The following is a 26,026-nucleotide window of genomic DNA, read 5'->3' as shown; positions in this document are numbered from 1 at the left end:
ACTTCTACAAAAAATATTTATCATACATCCGACACATCTTGGCACAAATATTGCTTATATAAATATGAAACGAATGTAAGAAAGAGGTCTAAAATGAAAAAAGCATATTTTTTAATTTCTCATAATGAATTTGCATACGGATTAAAAAAAGCAGTTGAGATGATTGTTGGTAAACAAGAGAATCTAACCGCATATGGCTTGATGCCAGGGGATCATCCAGATAATATTGTGGCAAAAATCGAAGAACAGATTACAGAGGATATGGAAGTTGTCATTTTAGGAGATATTGCAGGTGGTTCAGTTTGCAACTCTGCCTTAGTATTAACGACTCGTCCAAACGTTGTTCTAGTTAGTGGCACTAATCTGCCTTTAGCTATGGAGATCATCGTGACGCAAACGACAGACAAGGAAGCGATTGAAGCAATCATTGCAAGCGTTCGCGAAGGAATAAAAATGCTAAAAGTCCAGCCGATGATGGGGGAAGATTGTGATGATTTTTTCTAAATCAAGTGCAAAAGAAGAACTATCTCATTGGATGATGGATCTATTGCCCCAGAGTAACGGTTACTTAGCGCAAAGTGGAGGCTCTTATCCAGAAAATATTCGTTATTTGGAATCATTGCTACGTCCATTATGGGGATTGGTTCCAGCGTATAGCAACAATTTTTCTGGATTGTTACAAGAAAAGGAATTCCAAGAACTACTAAAAATGATCCATGAACGCACTTTGCCGAATATAACGACAGAAAATCGACAGATCGCTGTAGAGCTGGGTGTAATCGGTTATGCAGTTGGAACATTCGGTACAGAGTTCTTAGATTTGCTTTCTATGGAAGAGCAAACGTACTTTGTCCAATGGTTGAATCAAATCAATCAGATAGAGTTTCCAGCTGGAAATTGGTATTTTTTCTTAGTGTTGGTGAATGCTGGTTTAAAAAAAGCTGGTTTGACGTATTCAAAACAACGGTTGGCTTTTGCTCTAGATGGGATAGAAGGATTCTATTTGGGTGATGGTTGGTACTCGGATGGTAAGAATCAACAACGAGATTATTATATCTCTTTTGCCTTTCATTTTTATGGTTTACTGTATAGCCGTTTTGGTGAAACCGCAACAGCTCAGAAGTTCCAACAACGGGCAATCACTTTTTCCAACGATTTTTTGTATTGGTTTGATTCTGCTGGACGGTCGATCCCTTATGGTCGTAGTTTGACTTATCGTTTTGCCCATGTAAGTTTTTGGTCAGCGATGGTTGTTACAGATACTTGGAAAGAAACGAATCTATCTTTAGGTGAGATCAAGGGATTGATTCTGCGGAACTTGCGTTTTTGGAAGAAGCAACCGATCACAGCACCCAAAGAACACAACTTAACGATTGGTTATGGTTATAATAATTTGTTGATGTCTGAAGATTATAATGCTCCAGGTTCACCAATGTGGGCATTCAAAGCTTTTATCGTTTTAGAATTATCCGAAGATGCCGCCTTTTGGCAGAGTAGCGAAGAAGACATGCCGAATCGACAAAAGATAAGTGTTCAGAACCATGCCGGATTCCATATTCAAACTTCGTCTAAGGAAATCGTTGCATTGAGTTCTCGTCAGTTTGGCACGAACGAGTTGCTTTATCATAGTCGTGAAAAATATAGTAAGTTTGCTTATTCTTCTTCATTTGGATTCAATATCACTCGAGATGTACAAGAACTAGATAATTTTGCCATAGATTCTACTTTAGCATTTTCTATTCCTGGAACGAATCAGTGGCAGACGCGCGGAGTGATTGAAAAAACAAAAATGTATGAAATGTATGGTGTCAGTTGTTGGCAGTTGTGGGGACAGATAAAAATCATCACATATCTCATTCTCATAGAAGATAACGGCCATATCCGCATCCATCGAATCAATAATCAGTTACCAGTCATCGCAGTTGAAGGTGGATTTCCTTTACATGATTGGAATAGAAAATATCAAACACCTGTATTTACAAGAGATACGGTTTTATTGACAAATCACGAAGGTTACTCAAGGATACAGGAGCTGTTTGGCAATCGTGAAGGCGCTGTCGTAGCACAAGGACCAAATAGTAATATTTATTCCAGTGAAAAAAATGCGATTCCTGTATTGAAAACCAATATCTTACCCGAAGGAGAGCATATTTTTGCAACGTATGTTAGTGGCAGTTTGTCCGAAGCACTAGAGGAAAAAAATTACAGTATCAGTGAAACCGCAGATCATTACAAAATACAGCAAAATGATTCAATTGAACGAGTAAAAATTACTAAGGAGAGATTTTAATGTTCAACGAAAAAACACAACAATGGGCTGAAGAAGTTTTCAACAAAATCGATCATAAACTGACAATCGAAGCAGAACGATTAGGGGATAAGATTCCTTATATTCCCAATGAAGAGACGGGATTATACGAAGACTGGGCCAAAACAGATCCGGTCTGGTGGTGTAATGGTTTTTGGTCTGGCATGATGTGGCAGATGTACCATGCAACTGAAAAAGAAATCTACAAAACAACTACCGAATCGAATGAAGAGCGACTAGATGAAGCATTTGATATCTATACTGGTTTGCATCATGATGTTGGTTTCATGTGGTTGCACACTGCAGTGGCAAATTTTCGCTTAACAGGAAGTGAACGCTCTAAAGCACGTGGTCTACATGCTGCACATTTGTTAGCTGGGCGCTATAATCCTCGGGGGAAATTTATCCGTTCATGGAATAGAGACCGTTCTGGATGGGTCATTGTCGATTCGATGTTGAATATCCCATTGCTACACTGGGCAAAAGATACGATTGGTGATCCTCGATTTGGCTTTGTTGCCGAAGATCATGCAGACAAAGTGATGAATAATATTGTTCGTGCAGATGGATCGGTTAACCATATCGGCGTTTTTGATCCTTATACAGGAGAATTAGTCGAAACACCAGGAGGGCAAGGATACGCTTCAGGATCATCTTGGTCACGAGGACAATCTTGGGCAATCTATGGTTTTGCTTTAAGTTACGTCCACACAGGAAAACAAGAATATTTAGAAACAGCCAAAAAAGTAGCCCATTATTTTATTTCTGAAGTATCAAAAACAGGTTGGGTCCCTCTAGTTGATTTTAGAGCACCTAAAGAGCCAGTAATGTGGGATACTTCTGCAGGGATGTGTGCAGTATGTGGATTCTTAGAGATTGCCAAACATGTAGGAGAATATGAAAAGCAGTTATATATCGATGCTGCAGTCAATATCTTAAAAGCAACAGAAGAAAAATATGCAATCTGGGATGAAGACAAAGATGGCTTGATCGATTATTCAACAGGTTCTTACCATGAAGAAAAATGGACCGAAGTCCCAATCATCTATGCAGACTATTATTTTGTCGAAGCAATATTACGTTTATTAGACAAAGACTTTTTGATCTGGTAATCATGAGAAAAACGTGGGATAGATCCTGACTTTTTTCCCGCATTCACGAATAAATGGTGATAGCAGAAGCCAGTTAGATGCTTTTGCTTCAACCTTCTCTAAAGTATAGAACCAACCTGTTAGAAGAATTAGTCGAGATCCTCAAAAAATTAAAGAAGTCTTTATAAATTTTCTCTTGTTTTTTGAACCTCTTCTATTTAAGGTATTTTTTCTAAAATCGAACAATAAAAAGTGGGAGGAATCACGATGCTGACATTGAGTTTATACGATGCACATGGCGCGCTTGTGGATAGCCGTCAGCATGCAGAAGAAACGTATTTGGTTTATAAATCGAGAAACTATGAACCAGGAGAAAAGATTGTTTTAGAAACGACAACAGTTCCTCAATATTTATGGGTCCAAGTAGACGAAGCATTGGCACCAAGTTTGATTTATTTAAAAGAAAAGCGTTGGGAATTCCCTGTTATAACAGATCCTGAATTACGTCGAGCCTATTCGCCTAAAATCTTCAGTGGAGAGCGACATTACATTCGTGTATGGCAACCTCAAGAATATGAAGTACGTGCTTACCGTAATTTAGCACTCAATGCTCATGACCAAAAGGATGATAGTGGGGCTTATCCTCATGCGTATGCCAATGTTGAGACACGAAACGACTCGACATTTTTTGCTCGTAATGCGATCGATGGGATGATAGCAAATGAAAGTCATGGCTCTTTTCCATATCAATCTTGGGGAATCAACCAACAAGCAGATGCTGAGATCACTGTCGACTTTGGACGAGAGATATGGACAAATAAAGTTGCGCTCGTTTTACGGGGAGATTACCCTCACGACAGTTATTGGACCCAAATAACTATGGTATTTTCTGATGGTGAAGAACGAATCCTTCATACAACGAATAAATTGGATCGACAATACTTCACGTTTCCGCAGAAAAAGACAACCTCTATCACATTGAAAAATTTAGTGAAACACGAAGATGAAGCACCATTTCCGGCGTTAACTGAATTGGAGGTTTATGGGTCAGATGAACAATAAGAATGGAGAAATGTGGTATACCCAAGACGGAGAAAGAATCCAAGCGCATGGAGGAATGATCCTAAACTATCAAGATAGATTTTATTGGTATGGTGAGAATAAGGAAGGTCCTAATGTCTCATCTTCTATAGGAGGTCGAAAGGTCGATTTTATTGGTATATCTTGCTATTCTTCAGATAATCTACAGGACTGGCAATATCAGGGCTTAGTTTTAAAAGCAAGTACTAATCCAACAGATCTACTATTTAAAGATAAAATCGTTGAGAGACCGAAAGTTGTTTATAACAAGAACACTCATAAGTTTGTGATGTGGTTTCACTATGATTATGATGATTATCTTTATGCCGCTTGTGGTATTGCCACGTCTGATTCGCCACTAGGACCATTTTTATTAGAAAAGATAATCAAACCTAATCGAAAAGATTCTCGAGATATGACATTATTCAAAGATAGCGAGGATATTTATTTGATCCATAGTTCCGATTTGAATAAAACAATGTATATTTCTCAATTAACGGAAGACTATTTAGATTGTACGGGACTCTATACAAAAATAATGGAAGACCAAGAAAGAGAAGCCCCAGCGATTTTTAGTCAAAACGGCTATTATTTTATGTTAACCTCAGGAACAACTGGATGGGAACCAAACGCTGCACTGTATTCTCGATCAACCCATCTTTTTTCTCCGCACAAATTGATCGATAATCCTTGTGAAGGATCTGGATATCGTAAAACTTTTCATGCTCAAATCAATTATATTTTTGAATTTGAAAATAAGTTCTATCTGATGCTAGATCATTGGAAGCCAGATGATTTAAAAGAGTCTGGTTATAGTATTCTACCCATTGAAATTTTTGGCGAAAAAAAACGAGACTTACGAGTGATTTGGACAGATGAACCTTTTGGAGGGAATAGATGATGACAAAAGTAATGAATCCGATTTTGCGTGGCTTTCATCCTGACGCAACAGTCGTACAGGTAGGAAAAGACTATTACCTGGCAACTTCAACATTTGAATGGATGCCTGGAGTAGAGATCTACCATTCCCGTGATTTAGTAAATTGGGAGTGGATGGCTTGTCCGCTACAAACATCTGATGCTGCTGATCTTATTGGCAATTATAATTCTGGGAGTATCTGGGCGCCCCATATCAGTTATGCCAATGGCAAGTTCTGGTTATTGATTACAGACGTAAAGACAGGGACTGAATTTAAAGATACACTTAATTACGTGATGTCTGCTGATGATATCAGAGGAAAGTGGAGTAAGCCGATTTTTGTTACAGCTAGTGGGTTTGATCCAGCGTTCTTCCATGATGAGGACGGCAAACACTATATCATGAGCATGCTTTTTGATCATCGGTTAGAAAAACCACGATTTGATGGGTTAGTGATCCAAGAATATGACATCAATCAAATGAAGTTAGTGGGGGAACGAAAACATTTCTTTTATGGAACCGATCTTGGTGTATGTGAGGGACCACAACTCCTAAAAAAAGATGGTTGGTATTATCTTTTATGCGCAGCTGGTGGAACAGGGTATTCCCATGCGGCTACGGTCTGCCGTTCAAGATATGTGATGGGGCCTTATGAATTATCGCCATACCACCCATTTATCACAACGAAACCAGACCCAACGAATCCTTTGCAGAAAAGTGGTCACGCGTCATTTATTCACGTTTCAGAAGACGAATGGTATGTCGTTCATATTTGCGCTCGACCATTGACTGAACGTGGCAATTGTACGTTAGGTCGTGAAACAGCGTTACAAAAAATTGAATGGATCGATGGCTGGCCTCGTCTGTGCAATGGAACGATGTTTCCAGACTTAGAAGTAGAAATGCCAAGTATTGCGGCAGGCATAAAACAGAAAAAAGATTTTTCTACGTATACTGATTTTGATGAAACTATACTGCCTAACTATTTTAAAAGCTTACGACAACCAATTAAAGGACACCCAATGATTTCATTGACAGATCGACCTGGTTGGCTGCGGTTATATGGAGAACAAAGTCTCAGCAGTCTGCATAAACAAACATTAGTTGCTCGACGTTGGCAGCATTTTTCATTCCGAGCAGAAACTGTACTAGAATTCAATCCGAAGACTTTTCAGCAAATGGCCGGTTTAGTTTTATTCTATGATACAGACAATTGGCACTATTTACACCTTGCTTATGATGAAAGCACGAAGGAAAAGTATATTCAATTGGAAATCAACCAAGTAAATAGTATGACCTATGCATCGGAACGAATGGTTATTGAAGCCAACCAGCCAGTTAAACTAAAAGTCGAAGTAGAACGAGAAAAAGCACGATTTTTCTATGCAGTGGGAGATAACGAATTAAAAGTAATAGGTGAAGAAACAGCTGCAGATCATTTGAGTGATGATTACATCAAAGCAAATGGAAAGTTAGCCTTTACTGGTGCAATGGTAGGAGTGTGTACACAAGATATGGATGATCACAGTAGTTTTGCTGATTTCGACTATTTTGATTATCAGGAGATCCATGAATAGAGTGATAGGTTAAGGCTATTTTATATAGCTTGGCTGTCATGTCTTGCAGAATGAAATACGATTTTTGCTGAAGCCCCAGCAAAGTTCTTGCTCAAATCCTGTATATAACAATGATAGACAAAAAAGGAGTGTACGATGGACAGAAAAGAAAACAATATCTTTTTGGTATCGGATTATGGAGTAAAAGCCAATGATCCTAAAGACCAAACGCTAGGTATCCAAAAGTGTATCGATGTTTGTAGTAAAGCAGGCGGTGGAGTAATCGTAATTACGACGGGGACCTACTTGATCAGCTCTATTCGGTTATATTCGAACATTACGTTGAAACTTGAGTCTGGTGCTATCCTATTAGGAAGCAAAAATTATAAAGAGTACGAAAATTTCAATGTGCCAACAACCATAAAGTATTTGTACGATGACAAATATGTAAAAAAATGGAACCTACCAGAGTATTATTTTTATGCAATGATCACCGCTTTTGAAGAGGAAAACATCAAGATCATTGGCGAACCAGGATCGATCATCAATGGACAAGATACTTTTGATCCAAATGGAGAAGAAAAATTTCGTGGTCCAATGGGGATCATCATGTCTCAAATTAAAAATTTGACATTAGAAGGCTATATTTTTGAAAATAGTGCAAATTGGAGCCATACGTTGGATGGTTGCGAAAATGTCACGATCAAAAATTTAGCTATTAAAGCTGGACATGACGGCTTTAATTTTCATCATTCGAAAAAAATTCGAGTATCCGATTGCCACTTAGAGACAGGGGATGATTGTTTTGCAGGATATGATGTCAATGATTTACTGGTTGAACATTGCTTCTTGAATACAGCATGTAATGGCGCGCGTATTGGAGGAAGCAAGATCGTCTTTAAAGATTGCACTTTCCAAGGTCCTGGACACTTTCCTCATCTTTCTGAGAATACGTATTACACACATGCAATCTTTAAGTATTACGCCCTAGACTCAGATCCTACTAAAGAAAACAGCAAGGGAATAAAGCTGATCGATTGCGTGATAGATAATGCAGATAAGTTGATTACTTATGACAACGGAAAAGAGCAATTATTGCAAAACGATGTGCCACTAAATGATTTTACCTTGGAAAAAGTAAAGATTACAGGAATTAGACATACTTCATTGTTCAAAGGAAATAGTGAGAAAGGAACATTACATTTAAAAGATGTCATTATTGACAGTGAGATGAATGAACCATTTTTGATTATTGATGCAAGTATTACGTTGAAGTTAGAAAATGTCGATTTTATTAAACCTGTGACGATCATACAAGAAGGGATGAGTAAGATTGAACTGACTGGTAAAGTCACTTCAACAAATTTGATTGCAGAAAAGTAAGCAAGCTATGCCAATGTTCGCTGGATTCACAGTCTATTGTTAGCTGCATATTTTTCATACATCTCGAATAATCCCAAAATAAGATCCGACCTTTTCGCTACAAACGTCAAGATCGGATCTGTGATTTTAATATGGGGTGCCTGAAGAATCGGTTTCTGTAACGGTTTCTTGGGGTGAAACACGATAAAAGCCTAGCATACCCGAACCACCTTGTTGCCGAATAGAAATACTCGTTGCTTTAACAGATATGCAATTAAGGGAGTCATCATTGACTTAACAAGCAATAACGGTGGAGATTCAAACGTGTTACTTGCAAGTGTTTCGCAGTTTTTACCCAATGGAAACTTACTCACTTTTAAGGGGAAACATTATTCAGTCACTTTAAACTTATCTGATACAGAGATAAAAACAGGAAACTATTCTTATCAGATTAAAAATTATCCTAAATTGAATGTACCGGTTGCAGTGATGGAAAGTAACATAACGGGTAGTTCTGCCGAGATACTGGTGGGTATGTAAGCGGTAGAGAAGGCTACAAACTATATGGAAATTATTATCTAGGGTTGCCTACAGAAGTGATCCAGACAAATGATAAAATTGTTCACAAAATCGATTCACCGATTTCATCAGATATACAAACAGATGCGCCACTTGATACAGCAAAAGAATGGTTTTCTAAATTTACGCTCTCCACTAATAAGTAAATAGAGCAAAAAATGGTAGAAGTTGAAAGACTATTTTTTTATTTAAGAACCGTTAAAAATAGGATGGTCCGAAAAAGTTGTCACTCTCATTACTTTCTCGAACCATTCGTTATGGTTTTTAAGTAAATAATGTATTTCTGAATTTTTTTGACAGAGGAAAAAAGAGCATACACACAAGTAAAAGAAATTGAATAAGACAGATGAGACTTAAATAGACAGTACGGTAAGTGAATAGCAAATAAAGATGAACGAAGAATTCGAAAAGATTAGCAAATGTAAGGTACCAATAGTATCTTTTTTTAACGCGACAGTTATGGATACAGTAGAAACTAAATTTATAATCCAAGAAAACAAATAACAGCAAAAATCCTTTAGATAGCATAGTGATCGTGTCGTGTTGGTAAGATAGACGATGGATAAGCAATAAGAGAGTAGGTAAAGGAATATAAAGAGTCAATAACAAAACAAAAAAATAAACAATAAACGGCATTTTTTCCCCTTTGAAGAATTTATTTTATTGGATTCATTAGTACCGAACCATTAATTAATAGTAACAAATAACCGACATAAGATTGATAAAATCTGATAATGGTTGGTATAAAGAATTTTTATAGAATCTGTTGTTATTGTCTACTTCCATGTAATGAAAAAACAGAATGTGGGATAAATCTAAAAATCAGTTTTGCTATAGACTCTCGAATAAACGGCGTCCAAAAGTCAGGTTTTTCGGAAATTTCAAAAAAAAAACGAGCAATACAAAAAGCGTATTGTTCGTTTTTTCCTCCAATTTCTCAAACCTAAACGACTTTTGTCTCGACCTCTGTTTTATGGTTGAGATGAATGTTTCACTAGCAAAAAAAAGCGGAGGTGCTCAATTATTGATCACTAAGACATCGATAAGCTGTTTGACATCTTCAGGATTTCCTATAGGTACGGGAATGACTGCAGCGGAATCTAGGATGTTCTGTGTTTGCGATCTTGCATATTCTGGATCTTGTGCCATTTGTGGGTCTTGCCAATGAGACGGCACATTGTATCTGGTGATCGTACCATTATGATTGCTAGAGTACACGACTAAACTTTGATAGCCATACTCACCACTAAGCATGATCGTTTCAGTTGGATAAGTAACACTTCCTTGGTCATAAGAATCGATTGGCGTACCAACAGGTTGCTTCGTTACGTGTAATTTAAATCCTGGATCTGTCAACCATTCTTTATATTGTGTCCCCATAGTGGCTAACCAGACTCTAGCGTATTCAATCTGTAAATCAGAATAACCGGCTAAAATGTCAGTTGCAGCAACTGACGATTGGGCGGTTGACTCAGTTGTTGCTTCAGCAGAATTTGTTGTAGTTGTCGATTGAGTATCAGATATGCTACTTTCTTTTTTGGTGCTACTTGTTACTTGTTTTGTAGATGATGTGCTGCTATCAGTCGAACTAGTCTCAACCGATGAAGTACTCTCATTAGTTGCCTTTTTTGAGCTCGTTGCGTCAGTAGAATCGTTTTGACTACATCCAGAAATCAAAAAGATGATTGGAAGTAGCAAGAGGATCGATTTTTTCATTTAAAGGTCTCCTTTTTTATATACTCCATTATAAAATAGTTTGAGCGACAAAAATAGCATGGAGACGAACAACTTCATAAAAAGAGGCTAGGACAGAAGTGTTTAATTTCGAGAAATAAGAAGAAATTAATGGAAATTGCTTTTCAAATTTTTGTGAATTTTGGCTTATTTAAGAAGGAGTTGCTTCTGCTTCCACCGTTTATTCGTTTATAAAGAATGAGACAAAAGTGTTTCTTACTTTTGTCCCACGCTCTAAGACTGTATTAGAAAGACTGTCTAACCTTGATTGGAAAAGCAATCAATTGTTGAATGATCCAAACTGATTCTTCCCTTCCCGAATGAAGGTTCATTTTCAAATAGTCTATAACACTTTTTGAGTCATATTTGTATTTTGTGAAATAAAACACAACCGGTGATAGGAAAATTTCTGAACTAGTATTTATTCTCTATGGCAGCCAGGACAGCAGAAGTAACACCCATCATATTTTACGGTCGGATCTGAGCATTTTGCAGCGAGAATCGCTTGGGTGCAATCTGTGAATCTGCCTATCGATAATTGATTTTTTTCATCTGGTAAACGGAAACAAGACGCTTCATGAATTTCGTGGTAGCCTTTATCATCAAGTTTTTTATTCGCAATATAAAGTGGCATATTCTTACACTCCCTTAATTTTTTATCAGTGTTATTTATCTGACAATTTAATTATACAACTTGTCTTTATTTAATCAAGCTTTTATTTGTATTTAGGGATTTATATTTCAAATACATTTGTTTTTAAATAGGGTTACAAATAATACTGTGAATAGTATTTATCAATGAACATCTTTCGGATCGTTCAATATAAGAAAACGCTCGATAATGTTCGCCGAATCACTCAGAGAGTTCTGCAATCTAACAGATCAAGAACGAAATGATCTTGCAATTAGCCAAATGACGAATGATCTTGCGAATAAAAATAATATATTTTTGACAAACGTTTTAGATTATGGTTTTATTTAAGTAGAAAGCAGAGGTGAATGAAATGGATAATGACCAGAGGGACTCTAAGCTTGCTAAGGATCGAACCTTTGTAACTTGGGGAATCATTCCGATTGTTGGCTTTTTTGGACTTTTAGTGTCGTTGATGATTTTCATTTAATTGAATCTTTAAGTAATTCGCTGCTACTTTATAGTTTATTTTTTTAGCTATATACGTTGGAATAAACAGTTTAGTTGATGATTTTTTTCATTTTTAGATGATAAAAAAGATTCGGCAGAGCTTATAGGAACTAAAAGAAGTGAGTGTCGGAGTATGAAAACCTGAGAAAATCAGCAGGATTTTTACTTTGCCAACTTTTCGAGGACGTTCGTCTATTGCAAAGCGTGGACTTCCTTTTACGACTTTTTTCGGCTATCGTAGGTGAGATGAAGTGATCGTTACTTTGTCTCATCTTTTTTTGAATGTATAGTTACATGATTAAAACTATCAGAAGAAAGTGTCTAAAAATGCAATGTGAAGAAAACCTGATATTCTGACAGCAGTGATCTTACAAAGAGATAGAAATCAGGTTTTCTATATCTAAAAAATGGTTATTCTCTAGTTTCAAGTAAGGATCGATCATGATTGAGTTTTTTGTGGGTCAACTAGCCAAGTTGTTATGCCGACGATTGCTACTACGACTAGATAGGAATACCAGTTGATGATATTCAAAAGTAAAAGAAACAAGCCAATCAAAATACATAGTAGAAGCATTCCTGCATATATAATGTGTTTCATTTGTTTCCTCCGTTTTAAGTAATTGGATAATGGATTGTGTGTCCACTGTAACACCAATTATACCTTAAAGAGAAGATGGATAATAGATTTTCACCTTGGGGAATAGAAGAGAAGCGACAAAAAAGTGTTGGAAAATCAAAAGGATAATGACATATTGAGTGAGATCGAGACAAAAGTCGTTTATTCGTTTTTAAAGAATGAGACAAAAGTGTTTCTTACTTTTGTCCCACGCTCGTTCGCTTCTATACCTATTTTTTTTTAATAATAAAAAAAACGAAAATCACGTATAGAATAAGCGAAATAACCAACCCTTTAAGATAGTGGTCAAATAATTGTATCGGTTGTTCGTAAGAATATTCAATGATTTTAATCATAAAATAAATTGCTGGAAAAGCGGATAGAAACATCAACGTATCGTATTTGTTCCATTTGGTAAACAGCAGAAAGAAAAGAATAATACTAATAAAAGGAACCCAAAATAATAACTTGCTTAAAGTAATCATACTATCGCCCCTCTTATAGCCCCCACATAAGCTAAATGATAGCATGTTCTTGTAAATGGGCAAAGAGATTTGGGTTTCTTGGAATAAATCTTCAGTTCTAAGATAGTGAAAGGTTTTTGGACAAGAGAGAAAAATCTAAAAGAGTTACCTATATAAAAAAATAAGTTCGCAACGCCTAAATCATGGACGTCATTTTCTCGTTGTGAGATAATGAACATGTGAAAAATTTAGGACATCTCCCCAAAACGATCTCCAAAGAGTCGAATGTCCTAAATTTTTTTGCATATAATGAAAAGATTTCTTTATGCGTATCCCTAGCAATGATCTCTGTCGCTTTTCGATTTAAAAACGACAGAGATCATTACTTTTTTAGTCTATTTTGGCATGTTATTTTTGCAGTTCTTCTCTATAATCTATTTAGCTGTAAAAAGTTTCGTCTAGGTAAGGCAAAACTAGCTGAACATTAGAAAAAAACTTAAAGAAACGGCAGAAAATGGTGCTAAAATCTAATAAGCGGATATGAGCCATTTCACTAGTAACTACCATTTTGTTCAGAGAGATACAATACGCAAATCCAATGATTTTACCAGACTTTGACAGACAGGCATCACTCATGCTACTATCACAAAGCGTTCCCTAAACTAGGAGTGTAGGTAAGTATCTGGCGGATGTTTTTTAGAAAGAGGAGTTCATCAAGTGTTTACAAAATTGATCGATGCAAATGAGTTGCATGTCTATAATTTTTTGAGTTATTGCTATGACAACAACAAAGCACATTATTCTGTAAAAGAATTAATGTATGAATTGAATTATACCCAAAGCAAACTGTTATCGGTTATTAGACACGCTGAAATGTTTACTACATATTACTCAGAATACACGCTAACATTTTTTGAAGCAGAGAAGTTGATATTGATCGAATTTAGCCCTTTATTTTTAAAAAGTAAAATATATGCTACGATTTTAAGTCGTTCTGTGGGGTTTAAGTTGCTTGATTCACTTTTTAAGGAAAAGTATCACTCGTTGGAACACCTGAGTCAAAAATACTATATGAGTCTTCGTACGATACAACGAAAATTAGGCGAGATGAACAAGATTCTAGAGAATTATCATCTGACATGTAGTTTGAAACGGATGAATCCACTTGATGGGAAAGAGTATCATATACGCTATTTTTTCCATTTGATGTATTGGCAAATATTTGACGAGAAGGAACAAGAGAGTACTAAGAAAGTAGAAAAAAACCAAAAAATCATGGGTATTTTCACTGAACATGCGCCTTATATGCGAGAAATCGATAGACAAAAGTTCAATGCTTTCCTAGCGATTTCTTTGCAACGAATCAAAAAAGGGCATTTTCTGCAGGAAATACCTGACAATGTAGAAGTATTTCAGCATCCATTGATAACAAAAGAAAGATTTAAGAAAAAGATCTTAAAACCGTTATTGGCAGTTAATTTGGTTTCATTAAAAGATATGGCTGAAACAGAATGTGACTTTCTTTACTTTATGTATGGGGTCATGAATACGTATTTAGAATACGATTTAAAAGATTTAGACATCCATAAAATGAATGAAGGATGGAATAGTGAAGAAGCGTATTTTGTCCATTATCTAGAAAAATATTTTCATGTGACTTTAGCGGATAAGGAAAGGATATATCTATTAGTTAATTTGACTATGATCCACCATTCATCACTGGTATTTGGAACGAAAAATAAAATCGATGCTTTTGGAAATGCAGTGCGAGAAGCGGAGCTGCAACGTTCTTTTCCCATGATGTATCCGACGATGAAGCGGTTCATTTATGAACTTTCTGAAGATAGGGAACAATATCTTCAGTATTACGAGATGAACCAACGCTTGATTTTTCAGTACTGTATGCTGACTAGGGACGTATTTATCAAATACGAAAAACCGCTAACTTTTTCATTGCAATCAAAATACGGAAAAACACAAGAATTATGGGAAAAGAAACGAATACTTAATTCAACAAATCGTCCTTTGGAATGTGTACATTTTTCTGAGAAACCTGATTTAGTGATCAGTGATTATCCTATCGATCTAGAAGTTTACGGGTTAGAAAATACACCTGTTTTTTACTGGAGCGGTCAACCGACAGTAAATGATTGGCGAAGACTTAAATCAGTGATGAAGGAGTTGCGTGGTAAAAATATCCAGTCACTCCTAGAGCAGATGACACTGACTCATTAAGATCGATCATTCAAACATAGCGTATGTAGGTAGAAAAACTTTGCTTGTATCGAACTGTGTGAGATGATCAATCAGGAGGATGTCATTTAATGCCTGTTTACGAGCTGTTCTCGGTAAAAACAACCTGATTTTATCTTCACTGAATCCAGTCAAAAACTTTTTGTGATGGTCAGTAATGATTGGTCGCTTCAATAAAGAAGGATCTTTTTGGATTTCTTGGTAAAGCTCTTCAAGAGTTAAAGAATCTAATTGATCCTTTATTTTTTTGTAGCTGAATGAATGGGTGGATAAAACTTCATTCAAGCCATTTTTAGTTAATTGAAGCATCATGAAAAATTCTTTTTTTGTCAATGGCTGCGCATTCAAACTTCTTTCTTTGTAATCGATTTGGTGGTCATAGAGCCACTTTCTAGCGAAACGGCATGAGTTGCAACCAGGCATTGTATATAAAAAGATCATTTATTTTCCTCCTTCAAATCTTACTGCACTATTATAGTAGCACTAAAGAATAAAGGTGAATGGACAAAAAAATGATGATTTTTCAATAAAAATGACCGTTGGTATAGATGGAAGAAAATAAAAATGGAAACAAAAAAGCACCTACTTTCAGTTAAAAGTAGATGCTTTTACAGTGAACTAGAACTGCAATCGTTCATTGAGTTTTTCACTCCTATGCGGATTTTTTCAATTCTTGGACAGCTTGTTCGATCGTAACACCTGTAGCCACACGATTTTCATCTTTTTTATCAAATACGATAAATAGATTCAATTGTGTATCCAATGTTACGCGATATTGTAATTCTTTGTTATAGAATGTCATAATTCATTCTCCTTTCTTTGTTTCATACGAAAGGCAACTATACGTTGATAACGAAATTCCACTTTCAAATATAACACAAATAAGGAGAAATGGCTACTTAAATATTTATTAACAAAACGATAAGTCAGTAATTACGACAATAAAATGAGAAAAATATAGCTCATTTCGAAAAAAAGTATTGGGGCCAAAGAACAAAATCCTGTGGAGTGTAGGGGATCAACGATGTAAGCCTCAATAAAAAGTGTATGATCGTGAAATGGCCAGGGTTTTAACTGGAGTTTGAATCTTCATTTAGTTGATTGATCAATGAGTCCAAGTTATAAGACGAGTCTCAGAAAATAATGGTTGAAATAAAACACTTAGATTACTTAATGATCGGGATACTGTTTTATTGGTGAGATAACTCAGGTTTATTAAAAACCTCCATTGAACGTGGGACTGATTTATTGAGATAAGAAGGGAAGTGAAACGCCATTTTATTCCCCGACTACTGGAGGATTCATGGGCTGAAAAAAATAGCTAAAGATGCGATCGTTATTCTTGTGTTTCGAATTGAACCATGGTATACTATAAAAGTAATCTATTTTGAAACGTAATTCGAGCTACTATTTTAGTTTAAGACTCCTTTTGCCTATCAATAATTTATTGCATCAATCAACGTATTTTGATACGTATCAGGAGGAAATATACATGAATAACGGTACAGTAAAATGGTTTAATGCAGATAAAGGTTTTGGTTTCATCACAGCTGAAGACGGAAATGATGTTTTTGCACATTTCTCAGCTATCCAAGGTGACGGATTCAAAACATTAGACGAAGGTCAAGCAGTGACTTTTGATATTGAAGACGGTCAACGTGGCCCTCAAGCAGTTAACATCGTTAAAGCTTAATCATTGAATGAAAAAAAGACCTCTCTTTTTGAAGAGAGGTCTTTTTTTGTGCAACCGTCCATTTATTAGTGAGCTTTTTTGTTTTGTACAGTACAATAAGTCGAATTGTTTTGAAATAGTAAATTTTTTATTAAGTATTTATTATAAAAAATAATAAAATTTGTTATTCATGTACTATTTTATTAGAAAGGGGATATGTACATATGTTTAAAAAGATATTTTTATTTTCAGCCATGACTTTAACTTTAACTGGTTGTACGATACATAGTTCAGAAAAGGAAAATACGACGAGTAGTGCAGAGAACACAAATGAAAAAGGAAAGTTAGAAACAAAGAAAGAACAAATCACAGTAATGGAAGTAGACAAAGCACGGGAAGAGTGGGCCAATGCAGTCATCGCAATTGGTGAAGCTGGAAAAGAAAGTTTGGAAAAAGCAAAGGAAAAAGCGAAAGAAGTTGTTGAATCGCAGTATGCCTTTGATGAAGGAACTGTGTTGTTTAAACCAACGAAAGCAGCGCAACGCCCATTTCGTTCTACAAAAGCAGAAGCTATTTCTTATTTTGTAGGAGGCGAGGTGAGTGAAGATCATGGGTTCGCCTTACAACCTTGGAAGAAGGTTCGTTTTGAGAATCACGACACGATCATCGATGACGACTCTGCTGTAGCTTCAGGAGAGTATTACTTTTCTGATAAAACAGGCGAAGAAACAAAAGCTGAATATACTTTCGGCTTTATTAAAAATCATGAGGGAAAGCTAAAGATTAACCTTCATCATTCTAGTCTTCCTTATGGAGGATAAGTAGAAAAAGCTAAAAAGACGATAGTAGCAAAATAAATGAATGAAGAACGAATTGATCTTTACATATATGAGAACTTGCTAAAGAATTTTTTGAACTATCTGATGGAAAATTAGATATTGAGAGCGAGACAAAAGTCGTTTAGGTTTGAGGAATTGAAAAAAAAACGAACAATACGTTTTTTGTATTGCTCGTTTTTTAATTTTCCGAAAAAACTGACTTTTGGACGCCGTTTATTCGAGAGTCTGTAGCAAAACTGATTTTTAGATTTATCCCACATTCATCATCTAAGCATGAATAAATAATAGAAGCAGTTTTCTGTTCCAATCTCTCTATTAGTTGAATTGGACGCTACTAGAAGAAAAAAATCATTCAACTGGCGGGATAATTAATTCAATTCCTTTTTGTCTAAGATTAGTCAAACATTCCATTAGATAATTTTCGTTATGTTCTGGATAGATCGGTGATGTCTGAACGACTGGCAAAAGATCAGGATAGCTTTCACATGATTTTCCGCGGTATTCAGCAATCCGCCATTCAGGTGCGGGGAAATAACCACGACTTTCCATTTCTAAAAGGACTAGTCGGTGGTATTGGTAAAGCTTATAAGGCGAATAGTGAAAGACATAATCGACAGTTGCATGCTTTTTGCCCCAACCATTTCCCCGGAGCGCGCAACATTCTCTGTGTTGTCCTAGTAGTTGCTGTCTTGGTAATAAAGAAATTAGTTCCTGATGCCATAGTCGCATGGGTATTCACCTTTTCTATAAGTAATTATTTTTTTAGGTCAAGATAATCGTTCTGGATTTTCAGACCTGCCAATCAAATAGTCAATTGAGACATCGTAAAAATCAGCTATAAAAAGTAGTTCTATCACATTCGGACATGTTTTGCCTTCTTCGTACTGCTGATACACTTCAAGAGGGATCGTTACTTGTTCAGCCACTTCACTAGTTGTCAGATTGTTCTTTTTTCTCAAAAAATCCAGTCTGCAACGTAATGTATCTAATAAAATCGCTTCTTCAAAGCTCATCGATATGCCTCCCATTCGTTTTGATACGATTATCGCTTCTTATTTAAATAAATCAAATATACGATCGGTAGAAATAAGGATAAAATAAAGCCAATCAGTTCTTCAACGAATAATTGATCTGACTGGAAATACTGATAGTTTAGTATTTTGTTGATAAAAAATAAAGCGGGGAAAGTAAATAGTGCCAAAAGAATACGTTCTTTATTCCATCTTATGAAATAACAAATAACCGGAATAAGAACGATGGCCGGCACTAAAAAAATAAGGCGAACGAATGTTATCATAAGATGAACTCCTGTAATTTTTTTTGCTAAACAGCCGCTAAAATATAAAAGGACAATCAAAAAAGCATCATTTACATCGTCTATTAGACGATGTAAAAAAACACCTTAAATAAAAGATATCATTTTCTAGGTAACATAACAAATAATATGCTATGAAGTGGAGTCAGATGATATTATTTGGGGAAGACAAGGGGATTGATATCTAAGAAGTTGAGTACGTATAAAAATAAGAAAACAGCATTTATTATAAAAGAGTAAATTATGATTGCGTAGCGTATAGATACGTAACGAATAAACAGCCGAGGTTGGATGGCCGCATATCGTTTCCCTTTATAGGTAATTGTCATAAAGCAAAGGATGAGGGTAACGATTCCTTGAAAGATAAGACCGACAAGTAGAAATGTTTCTGTTTGATAGTTTAACTGTAAAAAATACGCACCCACGGCTAACAGGTCTAAAAGAATAGTAATAAATGGCATAAAGGGTTCCTCCTTTTTTATAAGAATAGCATGATTTTTAGATTGTACAATTATTGTGACAATATTGAAAGCTAAAGGAAGAATAAATATTAAAAAACGGATGTGATGTTTTATTTGAGATTGTTTCTTCTAAATCTACATGATATAGTAAAAATAGGTTATTTTTAATAGGTACCCTTAGCTCAGTTGGTTAGAGCAGACGGCTCATAACCGTCCGGTCGTAGGTTCGAGTCCTACAGGGTACATCAAGTCAAGTTCGAAAAAACGAGAATCTTTTGATCCTCGTTTTTTTTATATAGAAAAAAATAAATTTTGCTTTGCCTCACTAAAAACTCAGCCAGAATTTGGCGGAGTAAAATAGATAGATATATTAGTGAAAGATAACTGAGTAAAGTGTTGCTAGCAGAAAAACGAGGAAAACGACCAGCACATGATCGGACTTAGATGTTTGATCCCATTCTTTCCAGTATGAAATAAATTGAGGAAGATAGACAATCAATGATTCTGTATTTTATTGATCAATTCCGCCACAAACGTAAGAATAGGTGAACTACTGAAAAGAAATCTCAAATTAGTGATGAAAACACGACAAACGGGAAAGGCAGACCATACACGAATGTATTTATAGAATAAACGTAATATAATAGAAGAAAAAATCTATTTAATACGTAAAATAAGCGGGAATAATTGATAAATCAGCAGTTTGAGAAAGATTTGTCAAAGTATTTTCAACTAAATAAAAGGTGATAAAAGATTTAAAAGAATGTGTGACAAATCTAAAAATCAGGTTCGCTACAGACTCTCGAATAAACGGCGTTCAAAAGTCAGGTTTTTCGGAAAATTAAAAAAACGAACAATACAAAAAACGTATTGTTCGTTTTTTTTTTTGAATTTCTCAAACCTAAATGACTTTTGTCTCGACTTCTTTTTAGAGAATCGATACATTGAAGTCCTTTAGTAATTCGATGGCCATTTTACCGTGTTGATTTTCTGATAACAGCGCTGGATCAAGGAAAAAATCTGCCTCTGGAAAAGCGCTTTGTAAAGCAATCGTATTGGACAAAACACATAGATTTGCTTCTATGCCCACAACTTCGATTGATTTCTGTTCATCTTTTCGATCAAATAACTGTTTTTTTAGTTCAATAAGTTTTTCTGGTGGCAGAGTGAAATAATATTTCTTGATCACTCGTTCATTTGGTAGAGGAGTCAGCTTAGGAATCAATTGTAGTGCTGGGCTTTCTTCTTCTACGTCTTTTTTTTCGATGGGAATATCTCTAGTAAGTAAAACCAATTCATTATTTTCCCTAGCTTTAGCTAAGCGTTGCGCAATTCGATCCACCAATTCTTCAGAACCTGGAACATAAAAATCACTCATTGGATCAAGCACTTGGTTTTGCATATCGATGATTACTAACATGTTGATCCCTCCATTCACCTTGTGAAACTCAATAATAATTCTTGATGATATATGCAACACCAGCTTCTTCGTTGGTCTTCGTCACTTCATTTGCGATGTCTTTCACTTGTGGTTGAGCATTGCCCATTGCGACACTTAGCCCACTGACTTTCAACATCGCGATATCATTTTCTTGATCGCCAAATGCCATGATCTCACTAGGCTCGATTCCCAGGTATTGGCCTAAAAAGATGAGTGAGTGTGCTTTTGTGATGCCTTTAGGAGTGATCTCCAAAAAGTGGGGGTCTGAGAAGACAGAATCGATTCCCTCATCAGCCAAATCACGTTGCAACTGTTGTAGCTTATTCTCATCTCTATCTGTCAAAGCTAATTTCAAATAGCTTAGAGAAGGGTCTTCCAGTAGTTTTTCAATGTCTTCAAATGACTGCTTCTGTAAACGGAATTGTTTATAGTAAGGGTCATTTTTTACTAAACTAGATTCATCAAATGTTAGTTGGTCATCTTGGGTCTCGCGACTTGCAATGATCGAGATTTTTGCTTTTTGTACGAGATAAAAGGCGCGTTTCAATGTTGGCAATTCGATTTTCGCACGTTTCAAGACGTTGACGATTTTTCCTTTTTCCATTTCTGCAACGAATGAACCGTTAGAAGAGATCAGATAGCCACCAATGCCCAGTTTTTCAAAAATATCTTTCGCTGAGATGCTGTTGCGTCCTGTAGCGACTGTTACAATTCCACCATTTCTGTCAAAGTTTTGTAAAGCCTCGATATTTCCATCTGGTATTTCTCCGCTTCGATCAAGTAATGTACCATCTAGATCTATTGCAGCTAATTTCATAATTTTCGCTCCCTTTGTTGTGTGCTTATTTTAAGATTAAATGAGAAATACTAAAAATGAAAATAAAATGCACTGTGTGATGAATTTTTTCAAAAAAAATTCTCTATTTCCATTTGACTATAAGTAGTAGCGATTTGGTCAATACCTTTGAATAAATAGGCAAAAAACTTGATAAGTTAACGTTTTCAAAGCTAAAAAAAACATTATTTTTGCAAAATATTCATTGAAAATGAAGCATATATTTTGCTTTAACGTTTGATCAGGCATATTCTAGATATAGAAAAGGTTAGAAAAAGATTAAAAAAAGGAGTGATTTTAATGGAGAAAAAACAGGGGATCGTTCCAGTGGTAACTGCTTCAGATGAAAATTACGCTCCTTATTTAAGCGTAATGATCGCAACAGTATTGGACAATTGTAACAAATCAAGACACATTTACTTTTACGTGATTGATGACGGAATCTCTGAATACAGCAAAGAAGGATTAAGACAGACGGTGAGTGATCATTCAGCAAATGCAAGTATCCAGTTCCTGACAGTTGACACAGATGTGTACGAAGATTTTTTGGTTAGTGATCATATAACTACTACTGCTTACCTGAGAATTTCTTTACCTAAAATTTTAACGAAATACAACTATAAAAAAGTACTTTATCTTGATTCAGATATTTTAGTACTAGATGACATCGTTGATCTATATGACACATCATTGAATGATCATACGATCGGTGCAGTGATTGATCCTGGACAAACTAAAGCGTTGAAACGCTTGGGCATTGATTCTACCGAATATTATTTTAACTCTGGTGTGATGATCATTGACATCGAACGTTGGAATGAACAATCAATTACAGAAAAAACGATCAACTATTTGAAAGAAAATGGGGATCGAATCATCTATCACGACCAGGATGCATTGAATGCTGTATTGTATGGCAACTGGGAACAATTAGAACCACGTTGGAACATGCAGACATCTCTTATCTTTGAACGTCATCCTGCACCTGATGAAACATACGAAAAATTGTATAAGGAAGGCAATGCTTCCCCAGCTATCGTTCACTTTACAGGACATGATAAACCGTGGAACACATTGAAAGACCATCCATATACAACGATTTATTTAAAAAAATTAGCGCATAGCGCATTAATGAAAGTAGGCGAGGTAAATGAATAGAAGAAAAGAAATAGCGATCGTATCAAGTTGTAATACAAAATTTGTGCCTCATCTAGCGGCGCTTTTTGTATCAGTATTAGAAAACAGTGATCCAAAAACATTTGTAAGATTTTATGTCGTTGACGACAATATCGATGCTGAAAGCAAAAAATTATTGCGTTTTTCAGTAAAAAATTCTCGTATGAATACTGACGTAGAGTTTTTGAAAATCAACAAAGAGTTCTTTGAAAATGTTGTAACGAGTGACCGTATTCCGGAAACAGCATATTACAGAATCGCTATCCCAGAATTATTTAGAGGAAAAAATGTCGAACGTATTTTATATATGGACTGTGACATGATCGCTTTAGATGACATAACAAAATTATGGTCTCTTGATTTCAATGGTGCCATTGTCGCAGCTATTGAAGATGCTGGATTCCACCGACGTTTGGAAAAAATGGAGATTCCTGCAAAATCAATGCGTTACTTCAATTCTGGCTTGATGCTGATCAATGTTGAAAAATGGTTAGAGCAAGATATCACACATAAAGTTCTAAAATTTATCGAAGAAAATCCACAAAAACTACGATTCCATGACCAAGATGCATTGAATGCTATACTACATGATAGTTGGATTGCTCTTCATCCTAAATGGAATGCGCAAGGCTACATCATGGCGAATGCGAAAAAACATCCCACTGCAAAAGGAGAAAAAGAATACGAAGAAGCACGCCAAAATCCATCGATCATTCACTTCTCTGGACATGTGAAACCGTGGAGCAAAGATTTTAAAGGATTAAGTAAAAAATATTACGAAAAATATGCAAACATGACTGCTTTCCGCTGTGTAGAAAAGTTTCCACAATATCCATTGTATGCACAAGTCAATCGAAATCGTAATCGTAATCGAAATACATTTGTTAAATAAACAATCACTAGGAGATGATGACTATGGAAATCACGATGTCAAAAACTGCTGCCAAAGCATTGATTGAAAAAGTAGGGGAACATTCGAAAATTGCTATAGCGTTGATTGATGATTCTGATCCCTTTTTAAGAGAGAAAAGTGCCTGTGCGAAAGGAAGCTTCTTTCAGATCATCCCGTTTGTGAATGAATTTGGCCAATATATCACTCGGATCGATCATCCAGTATTAGAAATCTATACTTCTAAGCTTGAACAATTTTACTTAGGTAGACAATTAAGTATGGAATACAATCAACAGCTGGATAGCTTTACCTTAGAAAATGAAATTACTGTGTTAGATCGCAATATCAAACTCAGCCACTGCTTCTTTAGTTAATCTGAGGACGAAACAAACAGAAGGGAAGACTGATAATGCTGGACTATTACTTTATTAAAGAAAAAGTAATACAAACAGATGAAAAAAATTTCAATTGGCTTGTGATCAACAACAGTGATACTGAAGAAATCGGAAGAGTCGTCGAGAAGTATCAACTTCCAGAAGACATCTTCATCGGGAATTCTTATCCCGAGGAAGTGTCTCGACTGGAATACCTTTCAGGGACCAAGTTGCAGCATCCGATTTCTTTGGTATTACTTAATCTCTCAAGTAAACAGGAAAAAATCGAGAAACGTTTGACGCCGATTTCGTTTGTTTTATCAGATAACCTATTGATTGCTTGTGTCGAAAAAGAAACCGATTTTTTTGAACATTTGATTGAAAAACATCATGAGGATATCGATTCTTTTGAAAAAGTAATCGCATACACAGTGTTAGATATCTATACCCGTTATGTGAAAGAATTGAAGGGAATGAAGAAGAGAATCGATTCTTTAGATCAAGAAGCCAGAAAAACAACGGAAAACGAAGAGTTATACAAACAAGCGGATTTAGAAAGAGATATTGTTTATATCGATCATACGCTGAGAGATCAGAAAGGAACAATGGATGCTTTATGGGACTCCAAACCATTCATCGAAGGATTAGCGGATGACCGTTTACTTTATGATGTCCAACTGAGACAACGCCAGACTGAAAAAATGATCTTGATCTACCGTGACCTATTAGAAAGTATCGGTGATCTATTTAATGGGATGATGGACAACCATTTGAACCATCTGATGAAATATTTAGATTCAGCAGCTTTGATCATCTCAGTTCCAGCGATGATTGCTGGGGTCTGGGGAATGAATACTGGTGGACTCCCTGGAAAAAACTCAACATTAGGGTTTTTACTCGTCGTGATTGCCTCAATCGTTATTGCGGCGGGTGTTGGGTATCATCTAATCAGAAAAGACTACACGAAATAATCAATAACAGTTTTACTAACATTTAGGAGGATAACTATGACTGAACCAAAATTAATTGACCCACGTAACCTTTATCATACAGAGAAATTTCCAAAACAAGACCAGGATACACCTGCGTTACAAAATGAAATGCGCCCTAATCCTGATTGTGCGGAGGAATCTTATGAAGGCTCGAATCAATTAGAAGACAGACGTGTTCTTATCACTGGAGGCGACTCTGGTATCGGACGTGCCGCAGCGATTGCGTATGCAAGAGAAGGGGCAGATATTGGGTTGCACTTTTTCCCAGGAGAAGAAGAAGATGCAAAAGAAGTAGCTTCATATATCGAAAAAGCCGGCAGAAAAGTTGTGCTGTTACCGTATGATCTACGAGAAGAAACTGCACCAAAAGAAATAATCCAAAAAGTCGTTGCAGAACTTGGGGGATTAGACACGTTGGTCTTAAATGCGGGTCAGCAAATTTCTTCTCCATCTATTGTTGATCTTCCGATGGAACAAGTAAAAGATACGTTCATGGTCAATATCATTGCGATGTTTGCACTTGTTAAAGAAGCTGTTCCACATATTCCAGCTGGTGGTGCAATTGTTACAACGACGTCTGTCCAAGCATCCAATCCAAGCGAGCACTTATTAGATTATGCAGCGACGAAAGCAGCAATCGCCAACTTTACGATCGGTTTGGCAAAACAGTTGGCACCGAAGGGAATCCGTGTGAACGGTGTGGCACCTGGACCTATTTGGACGCCACTTCAACTAGATGAAGGTCAACCTGAGGATGTAATTCCAGAATTTGGTCAAAAAAGTCTGTTAGAACGAGCAGGACAACCTGCTGAATTAGCACCAGTATACGTTTTCTTAGCTTCAAATAAAGCAAGTTATGTGACGGCACAAATTTACGGTGTCACAGGTGGCGAAGCAATCAACCTATAAGGAAAGATTGGAGAGAG

Annotated in this window: 27 protein-coding genes and 1 tRNA gene; 17 read left to right on the top strand and 11 right to left on the bottom strand. The window is 36.1% G+C overall.

Annotated elements, in window-relative coordinates:
- The first annotated feature begins 93 nt into the window (after positions 1 to 93).
- The 8 genes from DVW83_RS03060 to DVW83_RS03025 all read left to right on the top strand — a co-directional run bounded on the left by DVW83_RS03060 (position 94) and on the right by DVW83_RS03025 (position 8,856).
- Positions 94 to 504, top strand: a complete 411-nt coding sequence (locus tag DVW83_RS03060) for a PTS sugar transporter subunit IIA (RefSeq protein WP_137239004.1) — start codon at positions 94 to 96, stop codon at positions 502 to 504.
- Positions 491 to 2,290 carry a DUF2264 domain-containing protein gene (locus tag DVW83_RS03055; RefSeq protein ID WP_137239002.1) on the top strand — a complete coding sequence of 600 codons (1,800 nt, stop codon included), beginning with the start codon at positions 491 to 493 and terminating at the stop codon, positions 2,288 to 2,290. Before DVW83_RS03060 ends, DVW83_RS03055 begins: the two co-directional genes overlap by 14 nt.
- Entirely contained in the window at positions 2,290 to 3,420 is a 1,131-nt protein-coding gene (locus DVW83_RS03050; protein ID WP_137239000.1) for a glycoside hydrolase family 88 protein, read from the top strand. The genes DVW83_RS03055 and DVW83_RS03050 overlap by 1 nt, the downstream gene beginning before the upstream one ends.
- 246 nt (positions 3,421 to 3,666) lie before the next feature.
- Complete coding sequence (locus DVW83_RS03045) at positions 3,667 to 4,461, top strand: hypothetical protein (protein WP_123862781.1); 795 nt, start codon at positions 3,667 to 3,669, stop codon at positions 4,459 to 4,461.
- Positions 4,451 to 5,380 carry a glycoside hydrolase family 43 protein gene (locus tag DVW83_RS03040; RefSeq protein ID WP_137238998.1) on the top strand — a complete coding sequence of 310 codons (930 nt, stop codon included), beginning with the start codon at positions 4,451 to 4,453 and terminating at the stop codon, positions 5,378 to 5,380. Before DVW83_RS03045 ends, DVW83_RS03040 begins: the two co-directional genes overlap by 11 nt.
- Positions 5,377 to 6,975 carry a glycoside hydrolase family 43 protein gene (locus DVW83_RS03035; RefSeq protein ID WP_224784377.1) on the top strand — a complete coding sequence of 533 codons (1,599 nt, stop codon included), beginning with the start codon at positions 5,377 to 5,379 and terminating at the stop codon, positions 6,973 to 6,975. The genes DVW83_RS03040 and DVW83_RS03035 overlap by 4 nt, the downstream gene beginning before the upstream one ends.
- 135 nt (positions 6,976 to 7,110) lie before the next feature.
- The gene (locus DVW83_RS03030; protein ID WP_137238996.1) at positions 7,111 to 8,337 is read left to right on the top strand and encodes a glycoside hydrolase family 28 protein; all 1,227 of its coding nucleotides are present in this window, start codon (positions 7,111 to 7,113) and stop codon (positions 8,335 to 8,337) included.
- 210 nt (positions 8,338 to 8,547) lie between these two features.
- Complete coding sequence (locus DVW83_RS03025) at positions 8,548 to 8,856, top strand: S41 family peptidase (protein ID WP_137238994.1); 309 nt, start codon at positions 8,548 to 8,550, stop codon at positions 8,854 to 8,856.
- Between the two features lie 1,056 nt (positions 8,857 to 9,912).
- On the opposite strand, the gene DVW83_RS03015 is transcribed toward DVW83_RS03025, so the two are convergent.
- The 3 genes from DVW83_RS03015 to DVW83_RS15180 form a co-directional block, all read right to left on the bottom strand.
- Positions 9,913 to 10,611, bottom strand: a complete 699-nt coding sequence (locus DVW83_RS03015) for a hypothetical protein (protein WP_104662069.1) — start codon at positions 10,609 to 10,611, stop codon at positions 9,913 to 9,915.
- Positions 10,612 to 11,050: 439 nt separating this feature from the next.
- Positions 11,051 to 11,263 (bottom strand): hypothetical protein, encoded by a 213-nt coding sequence (locus DVW83_RS03010; RefSeq protein ID WP_104660033.1) that lies wholly within the window; start codon positions 11,261 to 11,263, stop codon positions 11,051 to 11,053.
- A gap of 946 nt (positions 11,264 to 12,209) precedes the next feature.
- Positions 12,210 to 12,368 carry a hypothetical protein gene (locus tag DVW83_RS15180; RefSeq protein WP_174784247.1) on the bottom strand — a complete coding sequence of 53 codons (159 nt, stop codon included), beginning with the start codon at positions 12,366 to 12,368 and terminating at the stop codon, positions 12,210 to 12,212.
- Positions 12,369 to 13,567: 1,199 nt separating this feature from the next.
- Here DVW83_RS15180 and DVW83_RS03000 point away from each other — a divergent pair.
- Positions 13,568 to 15,085 carry a helix-turn-helix domain-containing protein gene (locus DVW83_RS03000; RefSeq protein WP_224784378.1) on the top strand — a complete coding sequence of 506 codons (1,518 nt, stop codon included), beginning with the start codon at positions 13,568 to 13,570 and terminating at the stop codon, positions 15,083 to 15,085.
- Between the two features lie 6 nt (positions 15,086 to 15,091).
- On the opposite strand, the gene DVW83_RS02995 is transcribed toward DVW83_RS03000, so the two are convergent.
- On the bottom strand, positions 15,092 to 15,544 hold the full coding sequence (locus DVW83_RS02995) for a Spx/MgsR family RNA polymerase-binding regulatory protein (protein ID WP_104660035.1): 453 nt from the start codon (positions 15,542 to 15,544) through the stop codon (positions 15,092 to 15,094).
- 211 nt (positions 15,545 to 15,755) lie between these two features.
- Positions 15,756 to 15,905: a hypothetical protein gene (locus tag DVW83_RS15175; RefSeq protein ID WP_005878128.1), complete on the bottom strand. Its 150-nt coding sequence runs from the start codon at positions 15,903 to 15,905 to the stop codon at positions 15,756 to 15,758.
- Between the two features lie 690 nt (positions 15,906 to 16,595).
- Here DVW83_RS15175 and DVW83_RS02990 point away from each other — a divergent pair.
- Together DVW83_RS02990 and DVW83_RS02985 are read left to right on the top strand one after the other, a co-directional pair.
- Positions 16,596 to 16,796 (top strand): cold-shock protein, encoded by a 201-nt coding sequence (locus DVW83_RS02990; protein ID WP_005878127.1) that lies wholly within the window; start codon positions 16,596 to 16,598, stop codon positions 16,794 to 16,796.
- A 203-nt stretch (positions 16,797 to 16,999) separates the two neighbouring features.
- Positions 17,000 to 17,596, top strand: a complete 597-nt coding sequence (locus DVW83_RS02985) for a hypothetical protein (protein ID WP_104660036.1) — start codon at positions 17,000 to 17,002, stop codon at positions 17,594 to 17,596.
- Positions 17,597 to 17,962: 366 nt separating this feature from the next.
- Here the strand turns inward: DVW83_RS02985 and DVW83_RS02980 are convergent, their stop codons facing one another.
- The 4 genes from DVW83_RS02980 to DVW83_RS02965 form a co-directional block, all read right to left on the bottom strand.
- The gene (locus DVW83_RS02980; RefSeq protein WP_104660037.1) at positions 17,963 to 18,343 is read right to left on the bottom strand and encodes a TIGR02328 family protein; all 381 of its coding nucleotides are present in this window, start codon (positions 18,341 to 18,343) and stop codon (positions 17,963 to 17,965) included.
- 38 nt (positions 18,344 to 18,381) lie between these two features.
- The gene (locus DVW83_RS02975) at positions 18,382 to 18,627 is read right to left on the bottom strand and encodes a helix-turn-helix domain-containing protein (RefSeq protein ID WP_104660038.1); all 246 of its coding nucleotides are present in this window, start codon (positions 18,625 to 18,627) and stop codon (positions 18,382 to 18,384) included.
- A 29-nt stretch (positions 18,628 to 18,656) separates the two neighbouring features.
- Complete coding sequence (locus tag DVW83_RS02970) at positions 18,657 to 18,911, bottom strand: hypothetical protein (protein ID WP_104660039.1); 255 nt, start codon at positions 18,909 to 18,911, stop codon at positions 18,657 to 18,659.
- Positions 18,912 to 19,084: 173 nt separating this feature from the next.
- A complete protein-coding gene (locus DVW83_RS02965) occupies positions 19,085 to 19,390 on the bottom strand; it encodes a hypothetical protein (RefSeq protein WP_123862787.1) in 306 nt (101 codons plus the stop codon).
- Between the two features lie 171 nt (positions 19,391 to 19,561).
- Between DVW83_RS02965 and DVW83_RS02960 the strand changes: the two genes are divergently transcribed.
- Positions 19,562 to 19,635, top strand: a tRNA-Ile gene (locus tag DVW83_RS02960).
- 683 nt (positions 19,636 to 20,318) lie between these two features.
- On the opposite strand, the gene DVW83_RS02955 is transcribed toward DVW83_RS02960, so the two are convergent.
- Positions 20,319 to 20,810, bottom strand: coding sequence for an isochorismatase family cysteine hydrolase (locus tag DVW83_RS02955; protein ID WP_104660041.1), 492 nt, complete (start codon positions 20,808 to 20,810; stop codon positions 20,319 to 20,321).
- A gap of 28 nt (positions 20,811 to 20,838) precedes the next feature.
- Positions 20,839 to 21,648 carry a Cof-type HAD-IIB family hydrolase gene (locus DVW83_RS02950; protein ID WP_104660042.1) on the bottom strand — a complete coding sequence of 270 codons (810 nt, stop codon included), beginning with the start codon at positions 21,646 to 21,648 and terminating at the stop codon, positions 20,839 to 20,841.
- 318 nt (positions 21,649 to 21,966) lie between these two features.
- On the opposite strand from DVW83_RS02950, the gene DVW83_RS02945 reads away from it, so the two are divergent.
- The 5 genes from DVW83_RS02945 to DVW83_RS02925 are packed head-to-tail and all read left to right on the top strand — an operon-like array spanning position 21,967 to position 26,009.
- Positions 21,967 to 22,824: a glycosyltransferase family 8 protein gene (locus tag DVW83_RS02945; protein ID WP_104660043.1), complete on the top strand. Its 858-nt coding sequence runs from the start codon at positions 21,967 to 21,969 to the stop codon at positions 22,822 to 22,824.
- On the top strand, positions 22,817 to 23,734 hold the full coding sequence (locus DVW83_RS02940) for a glycosyltransferase family 8 protein (protein WP_137238992.1): 918 nt from the start codon (positions 22,817 to 22,819) through the stop codon (positions 23,732 to 23,734). Before DVW83_RS02945 ends, DVW83_RS02940 begins: the two co-directional genes overlap by 8 nt.
- Before the next feature lie 23 nt (positions 23,735 to 23,757).
- Positions 23,758 to 24,108: an iron-sulfur cluster biosynthesis family protein gene (locus tag DVW83_RS02935; protein WP_104660045.1), complete on the top strand. Its 351-nt coding sequence runs from the start codon at positions 23,758 to 23,760 to the stop codon at positions 24,106 to 24,108.
- A gap of 35 nt (positions 24,109 to 24,143) precedes the next feature.
- Positions 24,144 to 25,079: a magnesium transporter CorA family protein gene (locus DVW83_RS02930; RefSeq protein WP_104660046.1), complete on the top strand. Its 936-nt coding sequence runs from the start codon at positions 24,144 to 24,146 to the stop codon at positions 25,077 to 25,079.
- A 36-nt stretch (positions 25,080 to 25,115) separates the two neighbouring features.
- Positions 25,116 to 26,009, top strand: coding sequence for an SDR family oxidoreductase (locus DVW83_RS02925; protein WP_104660047.1), 894 nt, complete (start codon positions 25,116 to 25,118; stop codon positions 26,007 to 26,009).
- Positions 26,010 to 26,026 lie beyond the last annotated feature (17 nt).

The organism is Enterococcus sp. VV15 (genome assembly GCF_005236045.1).
In the GTDB taxonomy this organism is placed as follows: Bacteria; Bacillota; Bacilli; order Lactobacillales; family Enterococcaceae; genus Enterococcus_B; species Enterococcus_B durans.
Note: the sequence above shows the minus strand (reverse complement) of the source record. Positions and strands in the feature narration are given on the sequence as shown.

Excerpts from the sequence above, each read along its gene's own strand:
- DVW83_RS03060 (WP_137239004.1), top strand. The coding sequence starts at position 94 with ATGAAAAAAGCATATTTTTTAATTTCTCATAATGAATTTGCATACGGA.
- DVW83_RS03055 (WP_137239002.1), top strand. The coding sequence starts at position 491 with ATGATTTTTTCTAAATCAAGTGCAAAAGAAGAACTATCTCATTGGATG.
- DVW83_RS03050 (WP_137239000.1), top strand. The coding sequence starts at position 2,290 with ATGTTCAACGAAAAAACACAACAATGGGCTGAAGAAGTTTTCAACAAA.
- DVW83_RS03045 (WP_123862781.1), top strand. The coding sequence starts at position 3,667 with ATGCTGACATTGAGTTTATACGATGCACATGGCGCGCTTGTGGATAGC.
- DVW83_RS03040 (WP_137238998.1), top strand. The coding sequence starts at position 4,451 with ATGAACAATAAGAATGGAGAAATGTGGTATACCCAAGACGGAGAAAGA.
- DVW83_RS03035 (WP_224784377.1), top strand. The coding sequence starts at position 5,377 with ATGATGACAAAAGTAATGAATCCGATTTTGCGTGGCTTTCATCCTGAC.
- DVW83_RS03030 (WP_137238996.1), top strand. The coding sequence starts at position 7,111 with ATGGACAGAAAAGAAAACAATATCTTTTTGGTATCGGATTATGGAGTA.
- DVW83_RS03015 (WP_104662069.1), bottom strand. The coding sequence starts at position 10,611 with ATGAAAAAATCGATCCTCTTGCTACTTCCAATCATCTTTTTGATTTCT.
- DVW83_RS03010 (WP_104660033.1), bottom strand. The coding sequence starts at position 11,263 with ATGCCACTTTATATTGCGAATAAAAAACTTGATGATAAAGGCTACCAC.
- DVW83_RS15180 (WP_174784247.1), bottom strand. The coding sequence starts at position 12,368 with ATGAAACACATTATATATGCAGGAATGCTTCTACTATGTATTTTGATT.
- DVW83_RS02995 (WP_104660035.1), bottom strand. The coding sequence starts at position 15,544 with ATGATCTTTTTATATACAATGCCTGGTTGCAACTCATGCCGTTTCGCT.
- DVW83_RS15175 (WP_005878128.1), bottom strand. The coding sequence starts at position 15,905 with ATGACATTCTATAACAAAGAATTACAATATCGCGTAACATTGGATACA.
- DVW83_RS02990 (WP_005878127.1), top strand. The coding sequence starts at position 16,596 with ATGAATAACGGTACAGTAAAATGGTTTAATGCAGATAAAGGTTTTGGT.
- DVW83_RS02985 (WP_104660036.1), top strand. The coding sequence starts at position 17,000 with ATGTTTAAAAAGATATTTTTATTTTCAGCCATGACTTTAACTTTAACT.
- DVW83_RS02980 (WP_104660037.1), bottom strand. The coding sequence starts at position 18,343 with ATGCGACTATGGCATCAGGAACTAATTTCTTTATTACCAAGACAGCAA.
- DVW83_RS02975 (WP_104660038.1), bottom strand. The coding sequence starts at position 18,627 with ATGAGCTTTGAAGAAGCGATTTTATTAGATACATTACGTTGCAGACTG.
- DVW83_RS02970 (WP_104660039.1), bottom strand. The coding sequence starts at position 18,911 with ATGATAACATTCGTTCGCCTTATTTTTTTAGTGCCGGCCATCGTTCTT.
- DVW83_RS02965 (WP_123862787.1), bottom strand. The coding sequence starts at position 19,390 with ATGCCATTTATTACTATTCTTTTAGACCTGTTAGCCGTGGGTGCGTAT.
- DVW83_RS02955 (WP_104660041.1), bottom strand. The coding sequence starts at position 20,810 with ATGTTAGTAATCATCGATATGCAAAACCAAGTGCTTGATCCAATGAGT.
- DVW83_RS02950 (WP_104660042.1), bottom strand. The coding sequence starts at position 21,648 with ATGAAATTAGCTGCAATAGATCTAGATGGTACATTACTTGATCGAAGC.
- DVW83_RS02945 (WP_104660043.1), top strand. The coding sequence starts at position 21,967 with ATGGAGAAAAAACAGGGGATCGTTCCAGTGGTAACTGCTTCAGATGAA.
- DVW83_RS02940 (WP_137238992.1), top strand. The coding sequence starts at position 22,817 with ATGAATAGAAGAAAAGAAATAGCGATCGTATCAAGTTGTAATACAAAA.
- DVW83_RS02935 (WP_104660045.1), top strand. The coding sequence starts at position 23,758 with ATGGAAATCACGATGTCAAAAACTGCTGCCAAAGCATTGATTGAAAAA.
- DVW83_RS02930 (WP_104660046.1), top strand. The coding sequence starts at position 24,144 with ATGCTGGACTATTACTTTATTAAAGAAAAAGTAATACAAACAGATGAA.
- DVW83_RS02925 (WP_104660047.1), top strand. The coding sequence starts at position 25,116 with ATGACTGAACCAAAATTAATTGACCCACGTAACCTTTATCATACAGAG.